Source organism: Mesobaculum littorinae (genome assembly GCF_004011175.1).
Taxonomy (GTDB): domain Bacteria; phylum Pseudomonadota; class Alphaproteobacteria; order Rhodobacterales; family Rhodobacteraceae; genus Tranquillimonas; species Tranquillimonas littorinae.
The window spans coordinates 133356-155052 of record NZ_RQXX01000005.1 but is presented as its reverse complement, the minus strand read 5'-3'; the positions used below and the strand labels follow the sequence as shown (position 1 = coordinate 155052).

Here is a 21697-nt window from a genome sequence, read left to right as displayed (position 1 = left end):
CGCGTCTAGACGGCGGGCAGGATGGCGTCCTCCACCATCGCGTGGAGGGCGCCCATGTAGCCTTCGCTGCGGGCAGGGCGGTTCGGGTCCGAGGTGACCACGACCGTCAGGGCAGCGCCGGGGACGACCCAGATCGCCTGACCGCCGTAGCCGCGGGCATAGGCGACCTCTTCACCCCCCATCTTTCGCAGGAACCAGCCATAGCCATAGGCATCGCCGGAATAGGGCGACCGTGCGCGCGCCTGCCAGGATGCGTCGATCCAGTCCTGCGACAGGACGCGGTTGCCCTGCCAGGTGCCGCCCTGCCGGTACATCTCGCCGAAACGCAAGAGACCCTCGGCCGACACTCCCATGTCGTTGCCGCCGAGGTAGAGACCCTGCGGGTCGCGGACCCATGGCGCGATGTCGATGCCCAGCGGCCGACCGAGCCAGTCGCGCGACAGGTCGAGCAGCGACCGCCCGGTGACCTGCGTCAGGATCGCGCCCAGCAGGTGGAAATTCCCGGTGGAATAGAGCATCCGCCCGCCCGGATCTGCATCGAAGGGCCGGGCCAGCGCATCGCGCACCCAGTTGCCCGAGGATACCCAGGCCCCGTAATTCCCGCCCGACGTCCGTTCAAGCCCCGCACGCATGGACAGAAGATCGCCCAGCGTGATCCTGTCGAGCCGCGGGTCCGGATCGGGCGGCAGGTCCGCGCGCAATAGCGGTGCGATCCTCTGATCCGGCCCGTCAAGCGCGCCCCGGTCGATGGCGATACCGACCAGCGCAGAAACGATGGACTTGGACACCGACTTCACGTTGACGATCTGATCGGTCGCGGGGCCGCGGATGGCCCGGGCGAGGCGGGTTTCGCCGCCGACGCTGACGATCAGGCTGCGGATCTGGTCGAACCCGCGGGCGCGCTCCAACGCCTCGGGAAAGGCGGGGGCGGCGGTCTGGCCAAGGGCCGGCGCGGCGAGGGCGGCGGTGCCTGCGGCCAGAAGCCCGCGGCGGCTGAGGGACGTGGTGCGCATGGGATCAGGTATAGCCCGTCCACGGCGCAGGTCAGCCGGTGCGTGCATCACGATGCCGACAGGCGGGGGCACGACGGCCCCCGCGGATCACAGGTTTTCCGGCTGCGGCATGCCCAGCACGTGGTAGCCGCCATCGACATGGATGATCTCGCCAGAGGTGCAGGCGCCGTGGTCCGAGGCCAGGTAGACCGCGGTGCCGCCGACGGCCGATAGCGTTGCGTTGGCGCGCAGCGGGGCATTGGTGTCGGTATGCTTGAAGGTGCGTCGCGCACCACCGATCGCGGCGCCGGCCAGCGTCTTCATCGGCCCGGGCGAGATCGCGTTGACGCGGATCTTCTGCGGTCCGAGATCATTGGCGAGATACCGCACCGTCGATTCCAGCGCCGCCTTGGCCACGCCCATCACGTTGTAGAACGGCGTCACCTTGTTCGAGCCCTGGTAGGTCAGGGTTAGAAGGCTGCCGCCCTCGGGCATCAGTTCGGACGCGCGGCGGGCGACGTCGATGAAGCTGTAGCACGAGATCGACAGCGAGTGGCGGAAGTTCTCGCGGCTGGTGTTGATGAACCGGCCCGACAGCTCGGCCTTGTCGGAATAGGCGATGGCGTGGACCACGAAATCCAGGCTGCCCCATTCTTCGGCCAGCCGGGCAAAGGCCGCATCCATCGAGGCGTCGTCGGTCACGTCGGCCTCGACCATGATCGAGGCACCTAGGCTTTCGGCAAGCGGTTGCACCCGCTTGCCCAGGTTTTCACCCTGGTAGGTGAAGGCCAGTTCGGCGCCCTCGGCCGCCAATGCTTTCGCGATACCCCATGCGATGGACCGCTCGTTTGCGACCCCCATGATCAGGCCGCGTTTTCCGGTCATCAGGTCAGGCATCTGGCGTCATCCGTCGTACTTGCTGAGCAGCATCGAGCCGTTGGTGCCGCCGAATCCGAAACTATTGGTCATCACGGTGTCGAGCCCGGCCTGATCCACGCGCGCCATCGCGATTTCGCGCGCGTCGAGGGCGGGGTCGAGCGTGTCGACATTGATCGAGGGGGCGATGAAATCGTCGCGCAGCATCAGCAGGCAGTAGATCGCCTCCTGCACGCCCGCGGCGCCCTGGCTGTGGCCGGTCATCGACTTGGTTGAGCTGACGGGCGGCGTGGTGCCGGTGCCGAAGACGCGGCGCACCGCCTCGACCTCGCCCACGTCGCCCACCGGGGTCGAGGTGCCGTGCGCGTTGATGTAGCTGATCTTGCGGTCCTCGGGCAGGGTGTTCAGCGCGATCCGCATGGCGCGTTCGCCGCCTTCGCCCGAGGGCGCGACCATGTCGTGCCCGTCCGAGGTGGCGGCGTAACCCGTGACCTCGGCATATATCTTGGCGCCGCGCGCCTTCGCACGTTCAAGCTCTTCGAGCACCAGCATGCCGCCGCCGCCCGCGATGACAAAGCCGTCGCGGTCCGCGTCGAAGGCGCGGCTGGCCTTTTCAGGCGTGTCGTTGAAGCGCGAGCTCATCGCGCCCATCGCGTCGAAGAGGCACGAGAGCGTCCAGTCAAGCTCTTCCCCACCGCCGGCGAACATCACGTCCTGCTTGCCCATCTGGATCTGTTCGGCGGCATTGCCGATGCAGTGCAGCGAGGTCGAGCAGGCCGAGGTGATCGAGTAGTTGATGCCCTTGATGCGGAACGCCGTCGACAGGTTCGCGCTGACGGTCGAGGACATGCCGCGCGGCACCATGAGGGGGCCGATCCGCTTTGGGCTGCCCTTTTCCAGCACGGTCTGGTGCGCCGAAAAGAGGTTCGAGGTCGACGGCCCGCCGGACCCGGCGATCAGCCCGGTCATCGGGGCCGAGACGTCGGACTCTTCCAGCCCGGCGTCGGCGATGGCTTCCTGCATGGCGATATGGGCATAGGCCGCGCCCGGGCCCATGAAGCGCAGCGCGCGCTTGTCGACATGCTCGGTCACGTCAATGCGTGGCGCGCCCGAAATCCGGCTGCGGAAGCCGCGCTCGGCCATTTCGGCATCATGCGCGATGCCCGATTTCCCGGCCTTGAGCGCTTCGGCCACGGCCTCGGCCCCATTGCCGATGGACGAGACGATGCCCAGTCCGGTGACGACGACGCGTCTCATTGGCGTGCTCCCATGGTCGCGATCAGCCCTGGTCCTGCGGGGCGGCAAGGCCGACCTTCATGTCCTTCACCTCGGCGACGGTTTCGCCATCGGCCTCGACGCGGCCGTCGGCCACGCCCATCTTCAGCCTGCGGTCGATCACGCGGGTGAAATCAACGTGATAGGTGACAAGCTTGCGGTCGGGCTTGATCATGCCCGAAAGCTTGACCTCGCCCACGCCCAGGGCAAATCCCTGGCCCTGCATGCCGCGCCAGCCCAGGTTGAAGCCCGTCAGCTGCCACAGGCCGTCGAGCATCAGGCAACCCGGCATCACCGGGTTGCCCGGAAAGTGGCACTGGAAAAACCACAGGTCGGGCGTGATGTCGTATTCGGCGATGACATGGCCCTTGCCGTTGGCGCCCGCGTCGCCCGAAATCTCGGTCACGCGGTCCATCATCAGCATCGGCGGCTCGGGAAGCTGCGGGTTCCCGGGGCCAAAAAGTTCGCCGCGGGCACAGGCAAGAAGCCCGTCCTTGTCGAAGCTGGTCGGAAACTCGGCCATGCAATACTATCCCACTGGTTCTGTGTGCCCTGTCGGACGGTTTCCTATCATCCGGCTTTGCGTTCGTGCAAGGGTGGCCCGGCGCCCCCGTCGTCACACCCCGGTGCCGCTGCGTCGAGTTGGCGATTGAAACAAGGCCCCTTCGTCCCCTATATTAGAACCGTTATGGATGAATGCGTTAAAATGACACCGCAGGCGATGGATCTCGGGGCGAAGTGGCTGAACCGTGCCCGCGTCCGTTCGACCCGCCAGCGATCGGCCCTGGCCGCGCTGCTGGTCGGCGACGGGCAGGACCGGCACGTCACGGCCGAAAGCCTCCATGCCGCCTCTCGCGATGCAGGCGAGACGATTTCGCTTGCCACCGTCTACAACACCTTGCGCGCATTTTGCGATGCGGGGCTGATGCAGGAGGTCACCGTCGACGGGTCGAAAAGCTACTTCGACACCCGGATGGAGGATCATCCGCATTTCTACTGGGAAGACGATTCGACGCTTGTCGATGCCCCGGCGGACGAACTTGAGATAACGCGCCTGCCCAAGGCCCCGGACGGGGCCGAGATCAGCAAGGTCGACGTGGTGATCCGCCTCAAGCGACGCTAGGCCCCCCGCGCCGCGCCTCACCGCGGCGGGGCCAGCTTCGGCCCGGGCCTAGAACCACTGGCCGGGCTCCATCAGGCCCAGCTCCATCAGTTGCCGCGAATGCCATTCGAACCGGGTGGAGTTCCCCCAGTGAAAGCTGGACACCGCGTCGCGCGATCCGGCGTTCGTCGCCAGCGCCTTGGCGGTGCGGAACGAACAGATCGCCGCCGTCAGGTTGTGGTGCCATGGGCAGGCATAGGTATTGTATTCCGGGTCGTTGAAGGTGTGATCGGCGCCCAGCCGCAGGCCGGGACGGGCGCGGAACAGCGCAACCCGGTCGATCCGTCGGCGGCGGCGCGGCACGTGTTCCTCGAACCGCCAGCGCAGGCCACCGAAGAAATCCAGCTGCCGCTCCAGCGGATGCTTTGTCACCGGATCCAGCCGGGCCAGCGCGTAGTATCCCGACTTGTCCAGCCAGGCGTCCCCTGGCGCGACCGCCCCGGGATGCGCGCCCAGGTCCGAGGGGTAGAGATCGACCACGTAGGTCAACATCGCGTCGCGCCGTTCCTCGGTATGAAAGGCCAGCATCTCGCCGACGCTGCGGGTCTCGCAGAACGGGTGGAACAGGTATTCCGCGTTGTAGCCGTAGTAGAGCCAGATGCCCGGCGCCGCCTCGATCACCGCGTTCACCGCGCGTTCGGTGGCCGCATCGGCGGTGGTGTCGTAGCTCACACGGTGGATGCGCGCCTCGATCCCAGCGTCGATGGCCAGCGCATCGGGGGCAAAGACCACCACCGCGCGAAAGCCGCGCGCCTCGTGGTGGCGGATGGTGCCGTCCAGCTCGGCCGCGTCCTCGGCCATGATCAGCGCGACGGGCCCGCGCGACAAAGCCGCGCGCCCGTGTTTCAGAAATGCCGCCAGATCGGGGTAGCGCATCCCAAGGCCCCTGCGTTTGCTCGGCTTCCGCTATGAACGAGCGGGCGATTGCAAGCAATGCCGCCGGGCGGTAGAAGGGCCGCATTCCCTGCAGATGATGGATCCCGACCATGGCCGAGCCGAAAAAGCTCTTCATCAAGACCTATGGCTGCCAGATGAACGTCTACGACAGCGAGCGTATGGCCGAGGCCCTGGGCGGGCAGGGCTATGTCGAAACGCAGTCGGCCGACGACGCCGACATGATCCTGTTGAACACCTGCCATATCCGCGAAAAGGCGGCCGAGAAGGTCTATTCCGAGCTTGGCCGCTTCAAGGGGCTGAAGGCGGCGAAACCGGATCTGAAGATCGGTGTCGCGGGCTGTGTCGCGCAGGCCGAGGGCGAAGAGATCATGCGCCGCCAGCCGATGGTCGATCTGGTCGTGGGCCCGCAAAGCTACCACCGGCTGCCCGAGCTCGAGGCGCGGGCTGGCGGCGGGGCCAAGGCGCTCGACACCGATTTTCCCGAAGAGGACAAGTTCGAGCGGCTGAAGAGCCGGCCCAAGAGCGCGCGCGGACCCACCGCGTTCCTGACGGTGCAGGAAGGCTGCGACAAGTTCTGCGCCTTCTGCGTCGTGCCCTACACCCGGGGCGCCGAGGTCAGCCGCCCCGCCGAACGCGTGCTGTCCGAAGCGCGCGACCTCGTCGAACGCGGGGTGCGCGAGATCACGCTGCTGGGGCAGAACGTCAACGCCTACCACGGGGCGGGGGGCGACGGCGACTGGAGCCTCGCCCGGCTGATCCGCGAGCTGGCGAAGGTCGACGGGTTGGAGCGCATCCGGTTCACCACCAGCCACCCCAATGACATGGACGACGAGCTGATCGCCGCGCATGGCGAGGTGGACAAGCTGATGCCCTACCTGCACCTGCCGGTGCAGTCGGGGTCGGACCGGATCCTGAAGCGGATGAACCGCAAGCACACCTCCGAAAGCTACATCCGGCTGATCGAGCGGATCCGCGCGGCGCGTCCCGACATCCTGATGTCCGGAGACTTCATCGTGGGGTTCCCCGAAGAGACGGAAGAGGATTTCGCCGCGACGATGGCGCTGGTCGAAGAGGTCCGCTACGGCCAGTGCTACAGCTTCAAGTATTCCTCGCGCCCCGGCACCCCGGCGGCCGAACGTGCGCTGGTCGATCCTGCTGCGGCGGATGACCGGCTGCACCGCCTTCAGGCGCTGCTGACCCGCCAGCAACGCGAGATCCAAGATGCAATGGTCGGGCGCGAAACCCGGGTGCTCTTCGAACGTGAGGGGCGCGTGGCCGGGCAGATGGCGGGCAAGTCCGAACATCTGCATGCGGTGCATGTCACCGCCGACGGCATCGCGCGTGGCGATCTGCGCCGGGTGCGTATCACCGAAAGCAACCCCAACTCGCTAAGCGCCGTCCTGGTCTGACGACTTGGCCAGCCAGCGCGTCCGGCCGGGGAAGAGGTGGGACGAAAGGCAGGGAACCCGCCTTTCGCCGCTTAATCGGCCGATCAGTAGTAGCGCGTGGGCGTCGGGCGGTCGCTGGGGGCGTTTTCCAGCACCCGGATCGCTTCGCGCTTCATCGCGTCGGGATTGTTGACGAGGCTCGCATCGCGGCACAGACGTTCGCCGATGGCCAGAGCCTCGGGGTGCTCGTACCCGGCGGCGACGAGGCTGTCGATGAACACCGGGTTCGGACGGTCCCAGATGACATCGGTCCAGGGGCCGCGATAGCAGCTGACGACGATGGTTCCGGCTCCTTGGCCGAAGCCCTGTTCGCCCACGCCGGAATGGCGGTTCTGCGCCGCGGCGGGCAGGGCGAGTGCAGCGAAAAGCGCGGCTGAGGTCAGGAGTCGGGTCATGCGGATCACCTATCTTTCAAACATTTTTCGCATGTAGGCGAGAATGTGGCCGCCGTGTCTAGGATTTTTAAGGAATTGTTCGGCTCTGAAAGTGGAAAACCCAAGTGCGCATCGCATTGTCGCCGGACCTAGGGTCAATGAAGGGGTCGAAACGCGGCCGCCGGGTGGCGGGGCGCCGTATAGCCGCCGCATTTGTCCCGGGCGACGGGGGGCGATTCGCCCCTGCGCGCGAGCTTCATGGCGGGTCACCGCCGAAACCGGCGGGTGCCCGCGTGATAATTCCGTGACTGTGGCAGCAACCGCTTGCACGCGAGGCGGCGTCTTGGCACGATCCGAACCTTGAGATCCCTCTTGATCGGAGCCGTTTTTGGGCATTAGCGCGCTGACCACCTCGCACACCCCCGACGCAACCTCGGAAACCGTCCTGGAATTTCCGGACAACCGCCTTCTGATTGACCTGTGCGGCGAATTCGACCGCAACCTCGCGCAGATCGAGCAAAAGCTCGAAGTGCAGATCCTGCGCCGCGGCAACATGCTGGCCGTGCATGGCGATCCCGATGCGCGCGCCCGCGCCGCCGAAACCCTGGCCGGCCTTTACGAAAGGCTGGAGGCCGGGCGCGACGTCGATGCCGGCGAGATCGACGCGCAGATTCGGCTGGGCGGCAGCGCCGAGGGCACGGGCCCCCGCGACGGCGACCAGATGGAGCTGTTCCAGGGCGGCCGGATCGAGATCAAGACCCGCAAGAAGCAGGTCGAACCGCGTACCGAGGCGCAGCGCGCCTATGTCCGGGCGCTGTTCGAAAACGAACTGGCCTTCGGCATCGGCCCCGCGGGCACGGGCAAGACCTACCTGGCCGTCGCGGTGGGCGTGTCGATGTTCCTCACGGGGCAGGTCGACAAGATCATCCTCAGCCGTCCCGCCGTCGAGGCGGGCGAACGCCTGGGCTTTCTGCCCGGCGCGATGGAGGACAAGGTCGATCCCTACATGCAGCCGCTATACGATGCGCTGAACGATTTCCTCCCCGGCAAGCAACTGGCCAAGCTGCGCGAGGAGAAGACGATCGAGATCGCGCCGCTGGCCTTCATGCGCGGGCGCACCCTGGCCAATGCCTTCGTGGTGCTGGACGAGGCGCAGAACGCCACCGCGATGCAGATGAAGATGTTCCTGACGCGCCTCGGCGAAGGCAGCCGCATGGTCATCACCGGCGATCGCAGCCAGGTCGACCTGCCGCGCGGCGTGACCTCGGGCCTGTCGGACGCCGAACGCCTGCTGAAGAACATCGACCGGATCAGCTTCAACTACTTCACCGCGAAGGACGTGGTGCGCCATCCGCTGGTCGCCCGGATCATCGAGGCCTATGACGCAGACGCGCCCGCCGGCTGAGATGGACGACCGCGATGACCCCGGCCGGGCCGCCGGCGACGACGAGTTCCCGGCGCCCGTCGACCCGGTGATCGAGGATCCCCGGTGGATGGACGTCGATCTGCCGGGCGAGGCGGCGCGGGCCTGCGCGGCCGCGCTCAGGCATCTGGGGCTGGAGCCCGGCGAGTGGGAGATCTCGCTGCTGGCCTGCGACGATGCGCGGATCGCCACGCTCAACGCCGATTTCCGGGCCAAGTCGCGGCCCACCAACGTGCTGTCCTGGCCATCGTCAGAGCGTGGGGCGGGAATGCCCGGCGCGCAGCCCGACCTGCCGCATCCCGGGGACGACCCCGAACTGGGAGACATCGCCATCGCCTATGACACCTGCGCGGCCGAGGCGCGGGCGGCGGGGGTGCCTTTTACGCGGCATTTGCGCCATCTTCTGGTGCATGCCACCCTTCATCTGCTTGGATACGACCACGAAACCGACCCGGACGCCGAGTTGATGGAACGAACCGAGGTGGCGATACTTGCCACCCTGGGTGATCCGGACCCATATAGACCATAGGGCCGCACCGCCGCGGCCCGCAGATGCGGAAAGGCAGGATGGGAGAGACGACAGACGGGTCCTCTGGCGCGGCGCATGGCGCGCACCACGACACCGAGGACGAAGAGCAGTCCGCGAACCGCGGGTTCTTCGGCAGGATCTTCGGGGGCTTCGCGGCGCCTGAGGATGAGGGCGACGAGGACGAAGACAGCGACGGCGGGCCCGAGGCCACGCAGGCCGTCCGCCCGGGGCTTTCGAACCTGCGGCGTCTGCGGGTCGAGGATGTCTCGATCCCCGCGGTCGAAATCGTGTCGGTGCGCGACGATATCGCGCGCGACGAACTGGTCGCGGTGTTCCGCGACAGCGGGATGACCCGGCTTCCCGTCTACCACGACACGCTCGACCATCCCGTCGGCATGATTCACCTGAAGGATTTCGCGCTTCAGTTCGGCTTCAACGGCGAGGCGGGCGAATTTGACATACGCAGCATGCTGCGTCCGCTGATCTATGCGCCGCCGTCGATGCCGATCGGCGTCCTGCTGCAGAAGATGCAGTCGGACCGCATCCACATGGCGCTGGTGATCGACGAATACGGAGGCGTCGACGGTCTGCTGACCATCGAGGACCTGATCGAACAGGTCGTGGGCGAAATCGAGGACGAGCACGACATCGAGGATGCGCAGCTCTGGACGCTGGAAAAGCCCGGCTCCTACCTTGCGCTGGCGCGCACCCCCCTCGATGAGTTCGAGGCCGAGATCGGGCGCAAGCTGGTTGACCCCGAGGACGAGGAGGAGATCGACACCCTGGGCGGCGTGGTCTTCGTCCTGACCGGCCGCGTGCCGACGCGCGGCGAGGTGATTCCCCATCCCGACGGGCTGGAATTCGAGATCGTCGATGCCGATCCCCGGCGGATCAAGCGTCTGCGCGTCCGCCTGCCCGAGGCGGCGGGTGCCTGACACCCCGCCCGGCAGCGCCTCCCGGGTCCGCGACCGCCTGAGCCTGCGCCGCTATGCCGGGCGTCAACGCCTGGCGCTGGCGGCCCTGGCCGGGGTCTTCGCGGGGCTGGGGCAGGTGCCGTTCTCGGCCGTGCCGGTGGCACTGGCGGGGCTGGCGCTGTCGCTGGGGCTGCTGCACGGCGCGCGCACCTGGCGTGGCGCCGCCGCGCTGGGGTTCTTTGCCGGGACGGGATATTTCGCGACCTCCCTGCACTGGATCGTCGAGCCGTTCCTTGTCGATGTCGCCCGGCACGGCTGGATGGCGCCCTTCGGGCTGTTCTTCACCGCGACCGGATTTGCGCTCTTTTGGGCCGTGGCCTTTGCGCTGGCCCGGGCGACGGGCGGACGCGGCTGGCGCCTGAGCCTGGCCTGGGCCGTCTGGCTGGGCGCCGCCGAAATGACCCGCAGCTATATCCTGACCGGCTTTCCCTGGGCGCTGGTCGGCTACGTCTGGACCGAGGGGCCGGCGCTGCAGCTGGTGTCCCTGATCGGCCCATACGGGCTGACCGTGCTGACGCTGCTTCTGGTCGCCGGCGGGGTCGAGGTGGCGCGCCGCCGCGCGTGGCCCACGCTCGTCCGCCTTGCCGTCGCTGCGGCCGTCTGGCTGCTGCCGCTGGGCGCCGGCGCGCTGCTGCTGCACGACGATCCCCCGACCCCCGGCGCGGCACTGGTGCGGATCGTGCAGCCCAACGCCCCGCAGGACGAAAAGTGGGACCCCGAGCGCGCGGGCTTTTTCTTTCAGCGGATGCTCGAATTTACCGCCGCGCCCGGGGCGCCCGACCTGACGATCTGGCCAGAAACCTCGCTGCCCTACTATCTCGAGGACGGGCATGCCGCGCTGGCCCGGGTATCCGACGCGGCCGGGGGACGCCCCGTGGCCCTGGGCGCGCAGCGGGTCGATGGCTGGCGGGCGTGGAATTCGATGGCCCTGATCGAACCCGGCGGGCGGATCGCGGACCTTTACGACAAGCACCACCTTGTCCCCTTCGGCGAATACGTGCCCCTGGGTGGCATCGGCCGGGCCCTGGGCCTGCCGAGCTTTGCCGCCGAGGACGGTTTCGGCTTCACCCCCGGGGAGGGGCCGCACCTGGTCGACACCGGGGCCGCGGGCAGGGTGCTGCCGCTCATCTGCTACGAGGCGATCTTTCCGCAGGACGTCAACGCCGCGCCGGGCCGCCCGGACTGGCTGATGCAGATCACGAATGATGCGTGGTTCGGCACCTTCTCGGGGCCCTATCAGCACCTCGCGCAGGCCCGGGCGCGGGCGGTCGAGCAGGGGCTGCCGCTGATCCGGTCGGCCAATACCGGCATCTCGGCGGTGATCGACGCGGCGGGGCGGGTCACTGCCAGTCTGCCGCTGGGTGAGGCGGGATACCTCGATGCGCGGCTGCCTCCGGCCCGTGCGGCGACGCCCTATGCGCAGAGCGGCGATCTGCCGCTGGCGCTGCTTCTGACCGTACTGGCCGTTGGAATTTGGTTAACCGCGTGGCGCGATAGACGTTGAACCCCGGCGGCACTGCCCCTATGCCGCTCAAATGCCGCCACAACGGCTTCCTGGCGTGGCGGAGATCAATCAACGGAGCATTCCCCGCCATGGCGCGCCAAAATTACATCTTCACCTCGGAATCCGTCTCCGAGGGGCACCCCGACAAGGTCTGCGACCGCATCTCGGATGCCGTGCTCGACGCTTTGCTCGCAGAAGAGCCCGAGGCCCGCGTCGCCTGCGAAACCTTCGCCACGACCGACCGCGTGGTGATCGGCGGCGAGATCGGGCTGACCGACAAGTCCCGCCTGCGCGAGTACATGGCGGGCATCGAGGACATCGCCCGCGACTGCATCCGCGATATCGGCTACGAGCAGGAAAAGTTCCACTGGCAGACCTGCGAGATCACCAACCTGCTGCACGAGCAGTCCTCGCATATCGCCAAGGGCGTCGACGCCTCGGGCAACAAGGACGAGGGCGCGGGCGACCAGGGGATCATGTTCGGCTATGCCTGCCGCGAAACGCCCGAGCTGATGCCGGCGCCGATCCACTATGCCCACCAGATCCTCAAGCGGCTGGCCGAGGCGCGCAAGTCGGGGGCCGAGCCGCTTCTGGGTCCCGATGCGAAAAGCCAGGTGTCGCTGCGCTATGAAAACGGTGCTCCGGTCGAGGTGACGCAGCTGGTCCTGTCGACCCAGCATATCGACGAAAGCCAGACCTCGGACGATATCCGCGCCATCGTTGAGCCGTACATTCGCGAGGTTCTGCCGGCCGACTGGCTGACCGACCGTACAGAATGGTGGGTGAACCCCACGGGCACCTTCGTGATCGGCGGGCCTGACGGCGACGCCGGCCTGACGGGTCGGAAGATCATCGTCGATACCTATGGCGGGGCCGCGCCGCATGGCGGCGGGGCGTTCTCGGGCAAGGACCCGACCAAGGTCGACCGCTCGGCCGCCTATGCCGCGCGCTACCTTGCCAAGAACGTCGTCGCCGCCGGCCTGACCGAGCGCTGCACGATCCAGCTGTCCTATGCCATCGGGATTTCGCGCCCGCTGTCGATCTATGTCGACACGCACGGCACCGGCGAGGTCGAACCGACGGCGATCGAGGCCGCCGTGGCGCAGGTGATGGACCTGACGCCGCGCGGCATCCGCGAGCACCTGCAACTGAACCGGCCGATCTACCAGCGCACGGCGGCTTACGGCCATTTCGGCCGCGCGCCCGAGGCCGACGGCGGCTTTTCCTGGGAGCGGACGGATCTGGCCGACGCGCTGCGCGCCGCGATCTAATGGCGACGGTGCCCTGGGGCCGCTCGGCGGCCTTGCGGCGCCTTTCGCGGCACGGGCCGGAATTGCCACGCCCCGCCACCACTGGCGCGGCGTGGCCCCGCTGGGACCTTCCCCTGCGCCAGGTGATCCAGCCCCCGGGGTATGGCCGGTCCGGTTTGCCCGTCCTTGGTGGCGGTCGTGTTTGACAAGACCGCCCCCGCGCGGCATTGCCCCGGGCCATGACCGACGACCGCACCTCTCCCTCGGGCGCCCCGTGGCGCAACTTTTATGGCCGGCGCCAGGGCAAGACCCTGCGCAACAGCCAGCGCGGCTATCTGGACGAGGATCTGGCGGCGCTGTCGCCCGGTGCCGTGGACTGGGACGAAAACCCCGAGCGCACGCCTCTCGATCTTGCGACCCGTTTCGGCGACCGGCCCATTTGGCTGGAAATCGGCTTCGGCGGCGGCGAACACATGGTGCACCAGGCCGCGCAGAACCCCGACGTGGCGATCATCGGTTGCGAGCCCTACATCAACGGCGTCGCGATGCTGCTGGGCAAGATCCGCAAGGCTGGTGTCAACAACGTGGCGGTCCACCCGGGCGACGCGCGCGACCTGTTCGACGTGCTGCCCCAGGCCAGCCTCGACCGGGCCTTTCTGCTCTATCCCGATCCATGGCCCAAGGCGCGGCATCACCGGCGCCGCTTCGTCACCGCCGAGCACCTGGAGCCGTTGGCCCGTGTGCTGAAGCCCGGCGCGATCTTCCGCGTGGCCACGGACATCCCCGACTATGTCCGCCAGACGCTGGAGGAGGTGCCGCGCGCAGGCTTCGACTGGCTAGCCGAGGGCCCGCAGGACTGGCGCGAACCGTGGCAGGACTGGATCCCGACCCGCTATGAGCAAAAGGCGCTGCGCGAGGGGCGCGTGCCGCACTACCTGACTTTCCGCCGCCGGGCCGCCTGAGGCCCCGCGAGGGGCGATCGACCGGCGCGCGCGGACGGCGCCGCCCCCCGGGGTGGTGCAGTGCGCCGGCGGCCCCGCAGAGCGCCCCGGCCCGTCTGCGCGGTGCGACCCGCATGGACGCGGGGCGCGGGGCGCTTTATCACGCGGGGGTCAAAGACAGGAGATCCGCCCATGTCCGCCCATGACGGCCCCGCCGCCCCGATGACCGCCCACGCCGCCGGACCGCTGACCGGCGAGGCGCAGGTGCCGGGCGACAAGTCCGTCAGCCATCGCGCGCTGATCCTGGGGGCGCTGTCGGTGGGCGAGACCCGGATCACCGGCCTGCTCGAAGGGCAGGACGTGCTCGACACCGCGACCGCGATGCGCGCCTTCGGGGCCGAGGTCACGCAGCACGAGCCGGGGTCCTGGTCGGTACACGGCGTGGGCACGGGCGGGTTCGCCGAGCCCGCGCAGGTGATCGACTGCGGCAACTCGGGCACCGGCGTGCGTCTGATCATGGGGGCGATGGGCACCTCGCCCATCACCGCGACCTTTACCGGCGACGCCTCGCTGCGGTTGCGCCCGATGGCGCGGATCACCGATCCGCTGGCGCTGTTCGGGGCTGCGGCGCATGGCCGCTCGGGCGGGCGGCTGCCGATGACCGTGGTGGGCGCGCGGGCGCCCGTGCCGGTGCAGTACACGACGCCCATGCCGTCGGCCCAGGTGAAGTCGGCGGTGCTGCTGGCGGGCCTGAACGCGCCGGGAGAGACCGTGGTGACCGAGCGCGAGGCGACGCGCGACCATACCGAACGGATGCTGGCGGGCTTCGGCGCCGAGATCGAGACCGAGACCACGAACGAAGGCCGGGTGATCCGCCTGACCGGCCAGCCCGAGTTGCGGGCGCAGACGCTGACGGTGCCGCGCGATCCGTCCTCGGCCGCCTTCCCGGTCTGTGCCGCGCTGATCGTGCCGGGGTCCGAGGTTCTGGTGCCGAATATCGGGCTGAACCCGACGCGCGCGGGGCTGTTCGAGACGCTGCGCGAGATGGGCGCGGACCTGACCTATGAGAACCCGCGCGACGAGGGCGGCGAGCCCGTGGCGGACCTGCGCGCGCGGTTTTCGCCCGACATGCGCGGGATCAGCGTGCCGCCCGAACGCGCCGCCAGCATGATCGACGAATACCCGATCCTGTCGGTCGTCGCGGCGAACGCCGCGGGCCGCACCGAGATGCGCGGCGTGGCCGAGCTGCGGGTCAAGGAAAGCGACCGGATCGACGCGATGGCGCAAGGCTTGCGCGCCTGCGGCGTCACGGTCGAGGAGGGGCCCGACTGGTGGATCGTCGAGGGCCGCGGCCCGGGCGAGGTGCCGGGCGGGGCGACGGTCGCCGCGCGGCTCGATCATCGCATCGCGATGTCCTTCCTGATCGCCGGTTTCGCCGCAAAATCGCCGGTGACGGTTGACGATGCGACACCCATCGCCACCTCTTTCCCCATCTTCACCGATATGATGACGGCGCTTGGCGCCCGTCTGGAAAGGGACCCCACATGAGCGATCTCGACGCACTCGACCTCGACGCAGCGGACCTGTCGACTACCGGAGGGTGCCTTTGCTCGGAAGTATCGTACCGGGTGCGCGGGCCCCTGCGGCCCGTGGTGGCCTGCCACTGTGACCAGTGCCGGCGCACCAGCGGCCACTACGCCGCCGCGACCTCGGCCCCCCGTGACGCGGTCGAGATCGAGGGCGACGTGACGTGGTACCAGTCCTCGGACACCGCGCGGCGGGGGTTCTGTCCGATCTGCGGCTCGACCCTGTTCTGGGACGGTCCGGGCCCGCATCTGGCGATCTTTGCCGGCACGCTCGACCAGCCCACGGGGCTGAAACTTGCCGGGCACATCTTCTGCGCCTCGAAGGGGGATTACTACGAGATCGCCGATGGGACGCCACAGGCCGCGGGCGCGGACCCCGACCTGACCGTGCAGGTAAAAGGGTGAGCTTTACTGTTGCCATCGACGGGCCGGCCGCCGCCGGAAAGGGCACGATTTCGCGTGCCGTCGCGGCGCGCTTCGGGTTCGCCCATCTCGATACCGGGCTGCTGTACCGGGCGACGGGGCGGCGAGTGCTGGACGGGCTTGAGCCGCTGGCCGCGGCCCGGGCACTGGTGGCCGAGGACCTGCTGCGCGACGGCCTGCGCAGCGCCGAGGTGGCCGAGGCCGCGAGCCGGGTCGCGGTGATCCCCGAGGTGCGTCAGGCATTGCTCGACTTCCAGCGCGCCTTCGCCGCCCGCGACGGTGGCGCGGTGCTGGATGGGCGCGACATCGGAACCGTGATCTGCCCCGAGGCGGAGGCGAAGCTGTTCGTCACCGCCCGCGCCGAGATCCGCGCCGAGCGCCGGTTCCGCGAGCTGAGCGCGGCCGGCGCGCAGACGTCCTTCGAGGCGGTGCTGGAGGACGTGCGCGCCCGCGATGCCCGCGACATGGGCCGCGCCGACGCACCGATGCGGCCGGCAGGGGACGCCGAGATCCTCGATACCTCGGACCTTGATATCGACGCCGCCGTGGCCGCCGCCGTGGCCCATGTCGCGGCCCGGCTGGGTTAGGGGCTGCCAGGCGGAGGCGCCTTGCGGCGCCGCGCGATGCGAGGCGCGCCCGGGCGGGCGCGCGCCGCCCCTTGCGGATGTCGCGGACCGGCGCCCGTGCCGCCGCGGGAGGGCAGGCCGGGGCCTCCGGCGGGAGTATTGCGGAAGAGAAGAAGCCGGGAGGCGCCGGGGCGATGGGGCGCGGGCTTGCCTTTGGCCAGTGTTTTCGGTATAGGGGGCACGTCGAAGCGGCGGGTACAGCCGCGGATATCGGAGCTCGGGCAGGGTCGGTGATTTCCGGCCCTGATTGTTTTCGTATCCGCCCCACGCACGCCCGGCCGACCAATCCGTGGAAAGACCGGCGGAGACAACCGCCCGGCCAGAAAAAGTCGTAAAAGGAAACTGCACCGCTCATGAGCGCCAATTCATCGATGGAGGAATTCGAAGCCCTCCTTAACGAAAGCTTCGAGATCGACACGCCGGACGAAGGTTCGGTGGTCCGTGGCAAGGTCATCGCCATCGAGGCAGGCCAAGCCATCATCGACGTCGGCTACAAGATGGAAGGCCGTGTCGAGCTGAAAGAATTCGCCCAGCCCGGCGAGCAGCCCGAGATCGAAGTCGGCGACGAGGTCGAAGTCTACCTGCGTCAGGTCGAGAACGCCCGTGGCGAAGCCGTCATCAGCCGGGAAATGGCCCGCCGCGAAGCCGCGTGGGACCGTCTGGAAAAGGCTTATGCCGACGAAAACCGCGTCGAAGGCGCGATCTTCGGCCGCGTCAAGGGTGGCTTTACCGTCGATCTGGGCGGCGCCGTGGCCTTCCTGCCCGGCTCGCAGGTCGACGTCCGCCCGGTGCGGGACGCGGGCCCTCTCATGGGTCTCAAGCAGCCCTTCCAGATCCTCAAGATGGACCGTCGCCGCGGCAACATCGTGGTCTCGCGCCGCGCCATCCTGGAAGAAAGCCGTGCCGAACAGCGCGCCGAGGTCATCGCGCGCCTGACCGAAGGCGATGCCGTTGACGGCGTGGTCAAGAACATCACCGAATACGGCGCCTTCGTCGATCTCGGCGGTGTCGACGGCCTGCTGCACGTCACCGACATGGCGTGGCGCCGCGTCAACCACCCCTCGGAGATCCTGTCGATCGGCGAGACCGTGAAGGTCCAGGTCATCAAGATCAACAAGGAGACGCACCGCATCTCGCTCGGCATGAAGCAGCTGCAGGCCGATCCGTGGGACAGCGTCGAGGCGAAATTCCCGCTCGACACCGTGCATACCGGCCGCGTCACCAACATCACCGACTACGGCGCCTTCGTGGAGCTGGAGCCGGGGGTCGAGGGCCTCGTGCACGTCTCGGAAATGTCGTGGACCAAGAAGAACGTCCATCCCGGCAAGATCGTCTCGACCTCGCAAGAAGTCGAAGTCATGGTGCTGGAGATCGACACCCAGAAGCGCCGCGTTTCGCTTGGCCTCAAGCAGACCATGCGCAACCCCTGGGAAGTCTTTGCCGAAACCCATCCCTCGGGCACGCATGTCGAGGGCGAGGTCAAGAACATCACCGAGTTCGGTCTGTTCGTCGGTCTCGAGGGCGACATCGACGGCATGGTGCACCTCTCCGACATCTCGTGGGATCGTCGCGGCGAGGAAGCCATCCAGGACTACCGCAAGGGCGACACGGTTCAGGCCATCGTCACCGAGGTGGACACCGACAAGGAGCGCATCTCGCTCTCGATCAAGGGCCTCGACGACAGCTTCACCGAAGCCGTTGGCGGCGTGAAGCGCGGCTCGATCATCACCGTCGAAGTGACGGCGATCGAGGATGGTGGCATCGAGGTGGAATACGAGGGCGCCAAGTCCTTCATCCGCCGCAGCGACCTGTCGCGTGACCGGGCCGAGCAGCGCCCCGAACGCTTCGGCGTCGGCGACAAGGTCGACGTTCGCGTGACCAACGTGGACCAGAAGACCCGCCGCCTGGGCCTGTCGATCAAGGCGCGCGAGATCGCCGAGGAAAAGGAAGCCGTGCAGCAGTATGGCTCGTCCGACTCGGGCGCGTCGCTGGGCGACATCCTGGGCGCCGCCCTCAAGGGCGACGAGTAACTTGCACAGACCGGGGCCGGGCAACCGTCCGGCCGCGGTCGACCCTTGCATCGCGGACGCCCCGCGGACCCTGGAGGTCCGCGGGGCGTCGTCTTTTTTAGCATTGCATGATTCGCCGGGCGACGGCGTGGGGCGGAACAGACCGGCCAAACCGGACCGGGACCGGACGCAGGACGCGAAATCAATGGGCCAAGCCGCGCAAACCGCACGGATTTTGCACTGCTGCCCGGCTGAATTGTTTCGCGATGCCGTGAAGCCCGTTATAGTCGGTCGGGTCATGCGCCCGTCAGAGGCGCGATCGCAAGCAAGGGGGGACCTCAGGAATGATCAGGTCTGAACTGATTCAGAAGATCGCCGAGGAGAACCCGCATCTGTATCACAGGGACGTCGAGAGGATCGTGAATACGATCTTCGAAGAGATCATCGACGCCATGGTCCGGGGTGACCGCGTCGAACTGCGTGGTTTCGGCGCGTTTTCGGTGAAAAAGCGCGATGCCCGCGTGGGCCGGAACCCGCGCACCGGCGAACCCGTTCAAGTGGATGAGAAATTCGTTCCCTTCTTCAAGACCGGGAAGCTCTTGCGCGACCGGTTGAACGGGCAGTAGGACAGGGCATGATCCGTTACCTGCGTTACGCCATCCTGGCGATTGTCGCCATCTGCCTCGTCACCATCGCCCTCGCGAATCGCGAGCTGGTGACGCTCAGGCTTTTGCCCGATTCGATGGCCGGGTTCCTTGGCCTGTCCTGGTCGATCACGCTGCCGCTGTTCCTGATCCTTCTGATCTTCATCGTGCTGGGGCTTGCGCTCGGCTACCTTCTGGAGTGGCGCCGCGAGCACAAGCATCGCGCCGCGGCCCGCCGCGAACGGCGCCGCAAGGAAGAGCTTGAGCGTGAGGTCGTACGCCTGAAGACCCCGGCGAGCGGAGGCAGCGACGATGTGATTGCCCTGCTCGAAGACGGCAGCACGCCGCGCTAGATCGGATGGCCGGGCTTCGTTTCAAGATCTGCGGACTGACCGATCCTGCCGACGTGCCGGCGGCCTTGCTGGCCGGCGCGGGCTACCTGGGCTTTGTCTTCTTTCCGAAATCCGCACGCCACCTGACGATTCCGGACGCGGCTCTGATCGCGGGCACGGTGCCCGAGGGGATCTGCAAGGTCGCGCTGACCGTCAACGCGAGCGACGCGGAGCTGGACGCGATCGTCGGAGGCGTGCCGTTGGACATGATCCAGCTGCACGGCAGCGAGACGGCCGAGCGTGTCGACGAGGTGCGTGACCGCTTCGGGCTTCCCGTCATGAAAGCGGTGGGCGTATCCAGCGAAGAGGATTTGCCGAAACTGGACGAAATGGGGCGCGCGGCTGACCAGCTTCTGGTCGATGCCAAGCCGCCCAAGGGGGCGGATCTGCCCGGCGGCAACGGCGTGGCCTTCGACTGGCGGCTGATCGCGGGGCGGCGCTGGCCGGTGCCGTGGATGCTGGCAGGCGGGCTGACGCCCGAGAACCTGGACGAGGCGGTACGCCTGACCGGCGCGCGGCAGGTCGATGTGTCCTCCGGGGTCGAACGGGCGCCGGGCGTCAAGGACGCCGACCGCATCGCCGCCTTCGGCGCGGCGGCGCGCCGTCTGGGCTGATCCAGCCTGCGGCCCGCCGCGTAGACTGCGCAAGAGCGGGTGCAGGGGTGCGGCATGGGCATGGCGATCATCGGGGCTATCCGGGTGCGGCCCGGGCTCGTGCCGAAGACGGGCTTTGCCGCGCTGGCGGTAGGGGCGTTGGTGCAGGCGCGGCGTGCCGCCGGATCGGGGGCGCGCGGATGACGCAGCGCCATGGCCTGTCGTGGTCGCTAAGCCTTTGGCATGATCCAGCCGCGATGTCGGCCTATGCGCGCAGCGTAGCGCACCGAACCGCGATGTCGGGCGTCGGGCGACTGGCCGCTCGGTAGCGGTTCGAGGCGGTCGCGATGGACCGGATGCCGCACTGGACCGCAGCCATCGCCCTGTGGGAGACGGGGGCGGGGTGCCGGGCATCCGAATTCGCGATGGAAACCCGGGCCCCCCGTGCGTAGATACGTGCGTAGATACGTGCGTAGACATCGGGGGCAGTCATGGGCCGCAGCCATGGCGACAACAGGCGCGAGGAGATGACGATGGCCGAGGATCTGATCAACAGCTTCATGACCGGGCCCGACGAAAAGGGTCGATTCGGCGATTTCGGCGGCCGCTTCGTGTCGGAGACGCTGATGCCGCTGATCCTCGAGCTGGAGGAGCAGTACGAGCGCGCCAAGACCGACCAGAGCTTCTGGGACGAGATGAACGAGCTCTGGACGCATTACGTGGGCCGCCCCTCGCCCATGTATCATGCGGCCCGCCTGACCGAGCATCTGGGCGGCGCCAAAATCTACATGAAACGTGACGAGCTGAACCACACCGGCGCGCACAAGATCAACAATGTGCTGGGCCAGATCCTGCTGGCCCGCCGCATGGGCAAGGAGCGCATCATCGCCGAGACGGGCGCGGGCCAGCATGGCGTCGCCACCGCGACGGTCTGCGCCAAGTTCGGCCTGAAATGCGTGGTCTACATGGGCGCCCACGACGTCGAGCGGCAGCAGCCCAACGTGTTCCGCATGCGGCTTCTGGGGGCCGAGGTGGTTCCGGTGACGAGCGGTCGCGGCACGCTGAAGGACGCGATGAACGATGCGATGCGCGACTGGGTGACCAACATCGCCGACACGTTTTACTGCATCGGTACCGTGGCCGGACCGCACCCCTATCCGGCGATGGTCCGGGATTTCCAGTCGATCATCGGGACCGAGGCCAAGGCCCAGCTGCAGGAGCAGGAGGGCCGCCTGCCCGACACGATCATCGCCGCGATTGGCGGCGGGTCGAACGCCATGGGTCTGTTCTACCCTTTCCTTGACTACAAGGAGGTGCGGATCATCGGTGTCGAGGCCGGAGGCAAGGGCGTCGACGCCAAGATGGAGCACTGCGCCTCGCTCTCCGGCGGTCGCCCGGGGGTGCTGCACGGCAACCGCACTTACCTGCTGCAGGACGATGACGGGCAGATCCTGGAAGGGTTCTCGATCTCGGCAGGGCTCGACTATCCCGGAATCGGGCCCGAGCACGCCTGGCTGCACGAGATCGGGCGCGCCGAGTATGTCTCGATCACCGACAAGGAGGCGCTGGAGGCGTTTCAGCTGTCCTGCGCGACCGAGGGCATCATCCCCGCGCTGGAGCCCTGCCATGCGCTGGCCCACGTGATGAAGATCGCCCCCGACCTGCCGAAGGATCACATCATCTGCATGAACATGTGCGGGCGGGGGGACAAGGACATCTTTACCGTGGCCAAGCACCTGGGCGTCGAGATCGGCTGAGGGTCGGGCCCGATCGGCGGGG

The 21697-nt window shown here is 68.0% G+C and carries 23 protein-coding genes and 1 riboswitch; of the genes, 17 read left to right on the top strand and 6 right to left on the bottom strand.

All coding sequences use genetic code 11. The features are described from left to right. Positions 1-5: 5 nt before the first annotated feature. From EKE94_RS14855 to fabA, 4 genes are all read right to left on the bottom strand, one after another. A complete protein-coding gene (locus EKE94_RS14855; protein ID WP_127907413.1) occupies positions 6-1013 on the bottom strand; it encodes a serine hydrolase domain-containing protein in 1008 nt (335 codons plus the stop codon). An 87-nt stretch (positions 1014-1100) separates the two neighbouring features. Beyond that, complete coding sequence (locus tag EKE94_RS14850) at positions 1101-1889, bottom strand: enoyl-ACP reductase FabI (protein WP_127907412.1); 789 nt, start codon at positions 1887-1889, stop codon at positions 1101-1103. A 6-nt stretch (positions 1890-1895) separates the two neighbouring features. Next, positions 1896-3125, bottom strand: a complete 1230-nt coding sequence (gene fabB, locus EKE94_RS14845) for a beta-ketoacyl-ACP synthase I (RefSeq protein WP_127907411.1) — start codon at positions 3123-3125, stop codon at positions 1896-1898. A gap of 22 nt (positions 3126-3147) precedes the next feature. Further along, on the bottom strand, positions 3148-3666 hold the full coding sequence (fabA, locus tag EKE94_RS14840; RefSeq protein WP_127907410.1) for a bifunctional 3-hydroxydecanoyl-ACP dehydratase/trans-2-decenoyl-ACP isomerase: 519 nt from the start codon (positions 3664-3666) through the stop codon (positions 3148-3150). A 183-nt stretch (positions 3667-3849) separates the two neighbouring features. Here fabA and irr point away from each other — a divergent pair, with 183 nt between their 5' ends. Beyond that, complete coding sequence (gene irr / locus EKE94_RS14835) at positions 3850-4266, top strand: Fur family transcriptional regulator Irr (RefSeq protein ID WP_127907409.1); 417 nt, start codon at positions 3850-3852, stop codon at positions 4264-4266. Positions 4267-4314: 48 nt separating this feature from the next. Here irr and EKE94_RS14830 read toward each other — a convergent pair whose 3' ends face one another. Continuing rightward, positions 4315-5181, bottom strand: a complete 867-nt coding sequence (locus tag EKE94_RS14830; RefSeq protein WP_127907408.1) for a hypothetical protein — start codon at positions 5179-5181, stop codon at positions 4315-4317. Between the two features lie 110 nt (positions 5182-5291). Here EKE94_RS14830 and miaB point away from each other — a divergent pair, with 110 nt between their 5' ends. Then, positions 5292-6611, top strand: coding sequence for a tRNA (N6-isopentenyl adenosine(37)-C2)-methylthiotransferase MiaB (miaB, locus tag EKE94_RS14825; RefSeq protein WP_127907407.1), 1320 nt, complete (start codon positions 5292-5294; stop codon positions 6609-6611). 83 nt (positions 6612-6694) lie between these two features. Here miaB and EKE94_RS14820 read toward each other — a convergent pair whose 3' ends face one another. Beyond that, positions 6695-7045, bottom strand: a complete 351-nt coding sequence (locus tag EKE94_RS14820; RefSeq protein ID WP_127907406.1) for a hypothetical protein — start codon at positions 7043-7045, stop codon at positions 6695-6697. Positions 7046-7412: 367 nt separating this feature from the next. Here EKE94_RS14820 and EKE94_RS14815 point away from each other — a divergent pair, with 367 nt between their 5' ends. The 15 genes from EKE94_RS14815 to trpB all read left to right on the top strand — a co-directional run bounded on the left by EKE94_RS14815 (position 7413) and on the right by trpB (position 21675). Beyond that, positions 7413-8429, top strand: coding sequence for a PhoH family protein (locus tag EKE94_RS14815; protein WP_127907405.1), 1017 nt, complete (start codon positions 7413-7415; stop codon positions 8427-8429). A 1-nt stretch (position 8430) separates the two neighbouring features. Further along, positions 8431-8976, top strand: coding sequence for an rRNA maturation RNase YbeY (gene ybeY, locus EKE94_RS14810; RefSeq protein WP_407940918.1), 546 nt, complete (start codon positions 8431-8433; stop codon positions 8974-8976). A 38-nt stretch (positions 8977-9014) separates the two neighbouring features. Then, positions 9015-9911: a hemolysin family protein gene (locus EKE94_RS14805; protein ID WP_127907403.1), complete on the top strand. Its 897-nt coding sequence runs from the start codon at positions 9015-9017 to the stop codon at positions 9909-9911. A gap of 37 nt (positions 9912-9948) precedes the next feature. After that, the gene (gene lnt / locus EKE94_RS14800; RefSeq protein WP_407940921.1) at positions 9949-11454 is read left to right on the top strand and encodes an apolipoprotein N-acyltransferase; all 1506 of its coding nucleotides are present in this window, start codon (positions 9949-9951) and stop codon (positions 11452-11454) included. Between the two features lie 31 nt (positions 11455-11485). Then, a riboswitch (SAM-SAH riboswitch) is annotated at positions 11486-11534 on the top strand. Between the two features lie 9 nt (positions 11535-11543). After that, complete coding sequence (metK, locus tag EKE94_RS14795) at positions 11544-12725, top strand: methionine adenosyltransferase (RefSeq protein ID WP_127907401.1); 1182 nt, start codon at positions 11544-11546, stop codon at positions 12723-12725. 218 nt (positions 12726-12943) lie between these two features. Next, complete coding sequence (gene trmB, locus EKE94_RS14790; RefSeq protein WP_127907400.1) at positions 12944-13666, top strand: tRNA (guanosine(46)-N7)-methyltransferase TrmB; 723 nt, start codon at positions 12944-12946, stop codon at positions 13664-13666. 171 nt (positions 13667-13837) lie between these two features. After that, complete coding sequence (gene aroA / locus EKE94_RS14785; RefSeq protein WP_127907399.1) at positions 13838-15193, top strand: 3-phosphoshikimate 1-carboxyvinyltransferase; 1356 nt, start codon at positions 13838-13840, stop codon at positions 15191-15193. Beyond that, positions 15190-15636, top strand: coding sequence for a GFA family protein (locus tag EKE94_RS14780; protein WP_127907398.1), 447 nt, complete (start codon positions 15190-15192; stop codon positions 15634-15636). The genes aroA and EKE94_RS14780 overlap by 4 nt, the downstream gene beginning before the upstream one ends. Then, a complete protein-coding gene (locus tag EKE94_RS14775) occupies positions 15633-16241 on the top strand; it encodes a (d)CMP kinase (RefSeq protein WP_127907397.1) in 609 nt (202 codons plus the stop codon). Before EKE94_RS14780 ends, EKE94_RS14775 begins: the two co-directional genes overlap by 4 nt. Before the next feature lie 392 nt (positions 16242-16633). Beyond that, on the top strand, positions 16634-18310 hold the full coding sequence (gene rpsA, locus EKE94_RS14770; protein ID WP_206615092.1) for a 30S ribosomal protein S1: 1677 nt from the start codon (positions 16634-16636) through the stop codon (positions 18308-18310). 323 nt (positions 18311-18633) lie between these two features. After that, a complete protein-coding gene (gene ihfB, locus EKE94_RS14765) occupies positions 18634-18915 on the top strand; it encodes an integration host factor subunit beta (RefSeq protein WP_127907396.1) in 282 nt (93 codons plus the stop codon). 8 nt (positions 18916-18923) lie between these two features. Then, complete coding sequence (locus EKE94_RS14760; RefSeq protein ID WP_328590503.1) at positions 18924-19286, top strand: lipopolysaccharide assembly protein LapA domain-containing protein; 363 nt, start codon at positions 18924-18926, stop codon at positions 19284-19286. A 5-nt stretch (positions 19287-19291) separates the two neighbouring features. Continuing rightward, positions 19292-19939, top strand: coding sequence for a phosphoribosylanthranilate isomerase (locus tag EKE94_RS14755; RefSeq protein WP_127907395.1), 648 nt, complete (start codon positions 19292-19294; stop codon positions 19937-19939). 54 nt (positions 19940-19993) lie between these two features. After that, the gene (locus EKE94_RS19105) at positions 19994-20122 is read left to right on the top strand and encodes a hypothetical protein (RefSeq protein WP_268878291.1); all 129 of its coding nucleotides are present in this window, start codon (positions 19994-19996) and stop codon (positions 20120-20122) included. A 329-nt stretch (positions 20123-20451) separates the two neighbouring features. Beyond that, positions 20452-21675, top strand: coding sequence for a tryptophan synthase subunit beta (gene trpB / locus EKE94_RS14750; RefSeq protein WP_127907451.1), 1224 nt, complete (start codon positions 20452-20454; stop codon positions 21673-21675). The last annotated feature ends 22 nt before the right edge of the window (positions 21676-21697 follow it).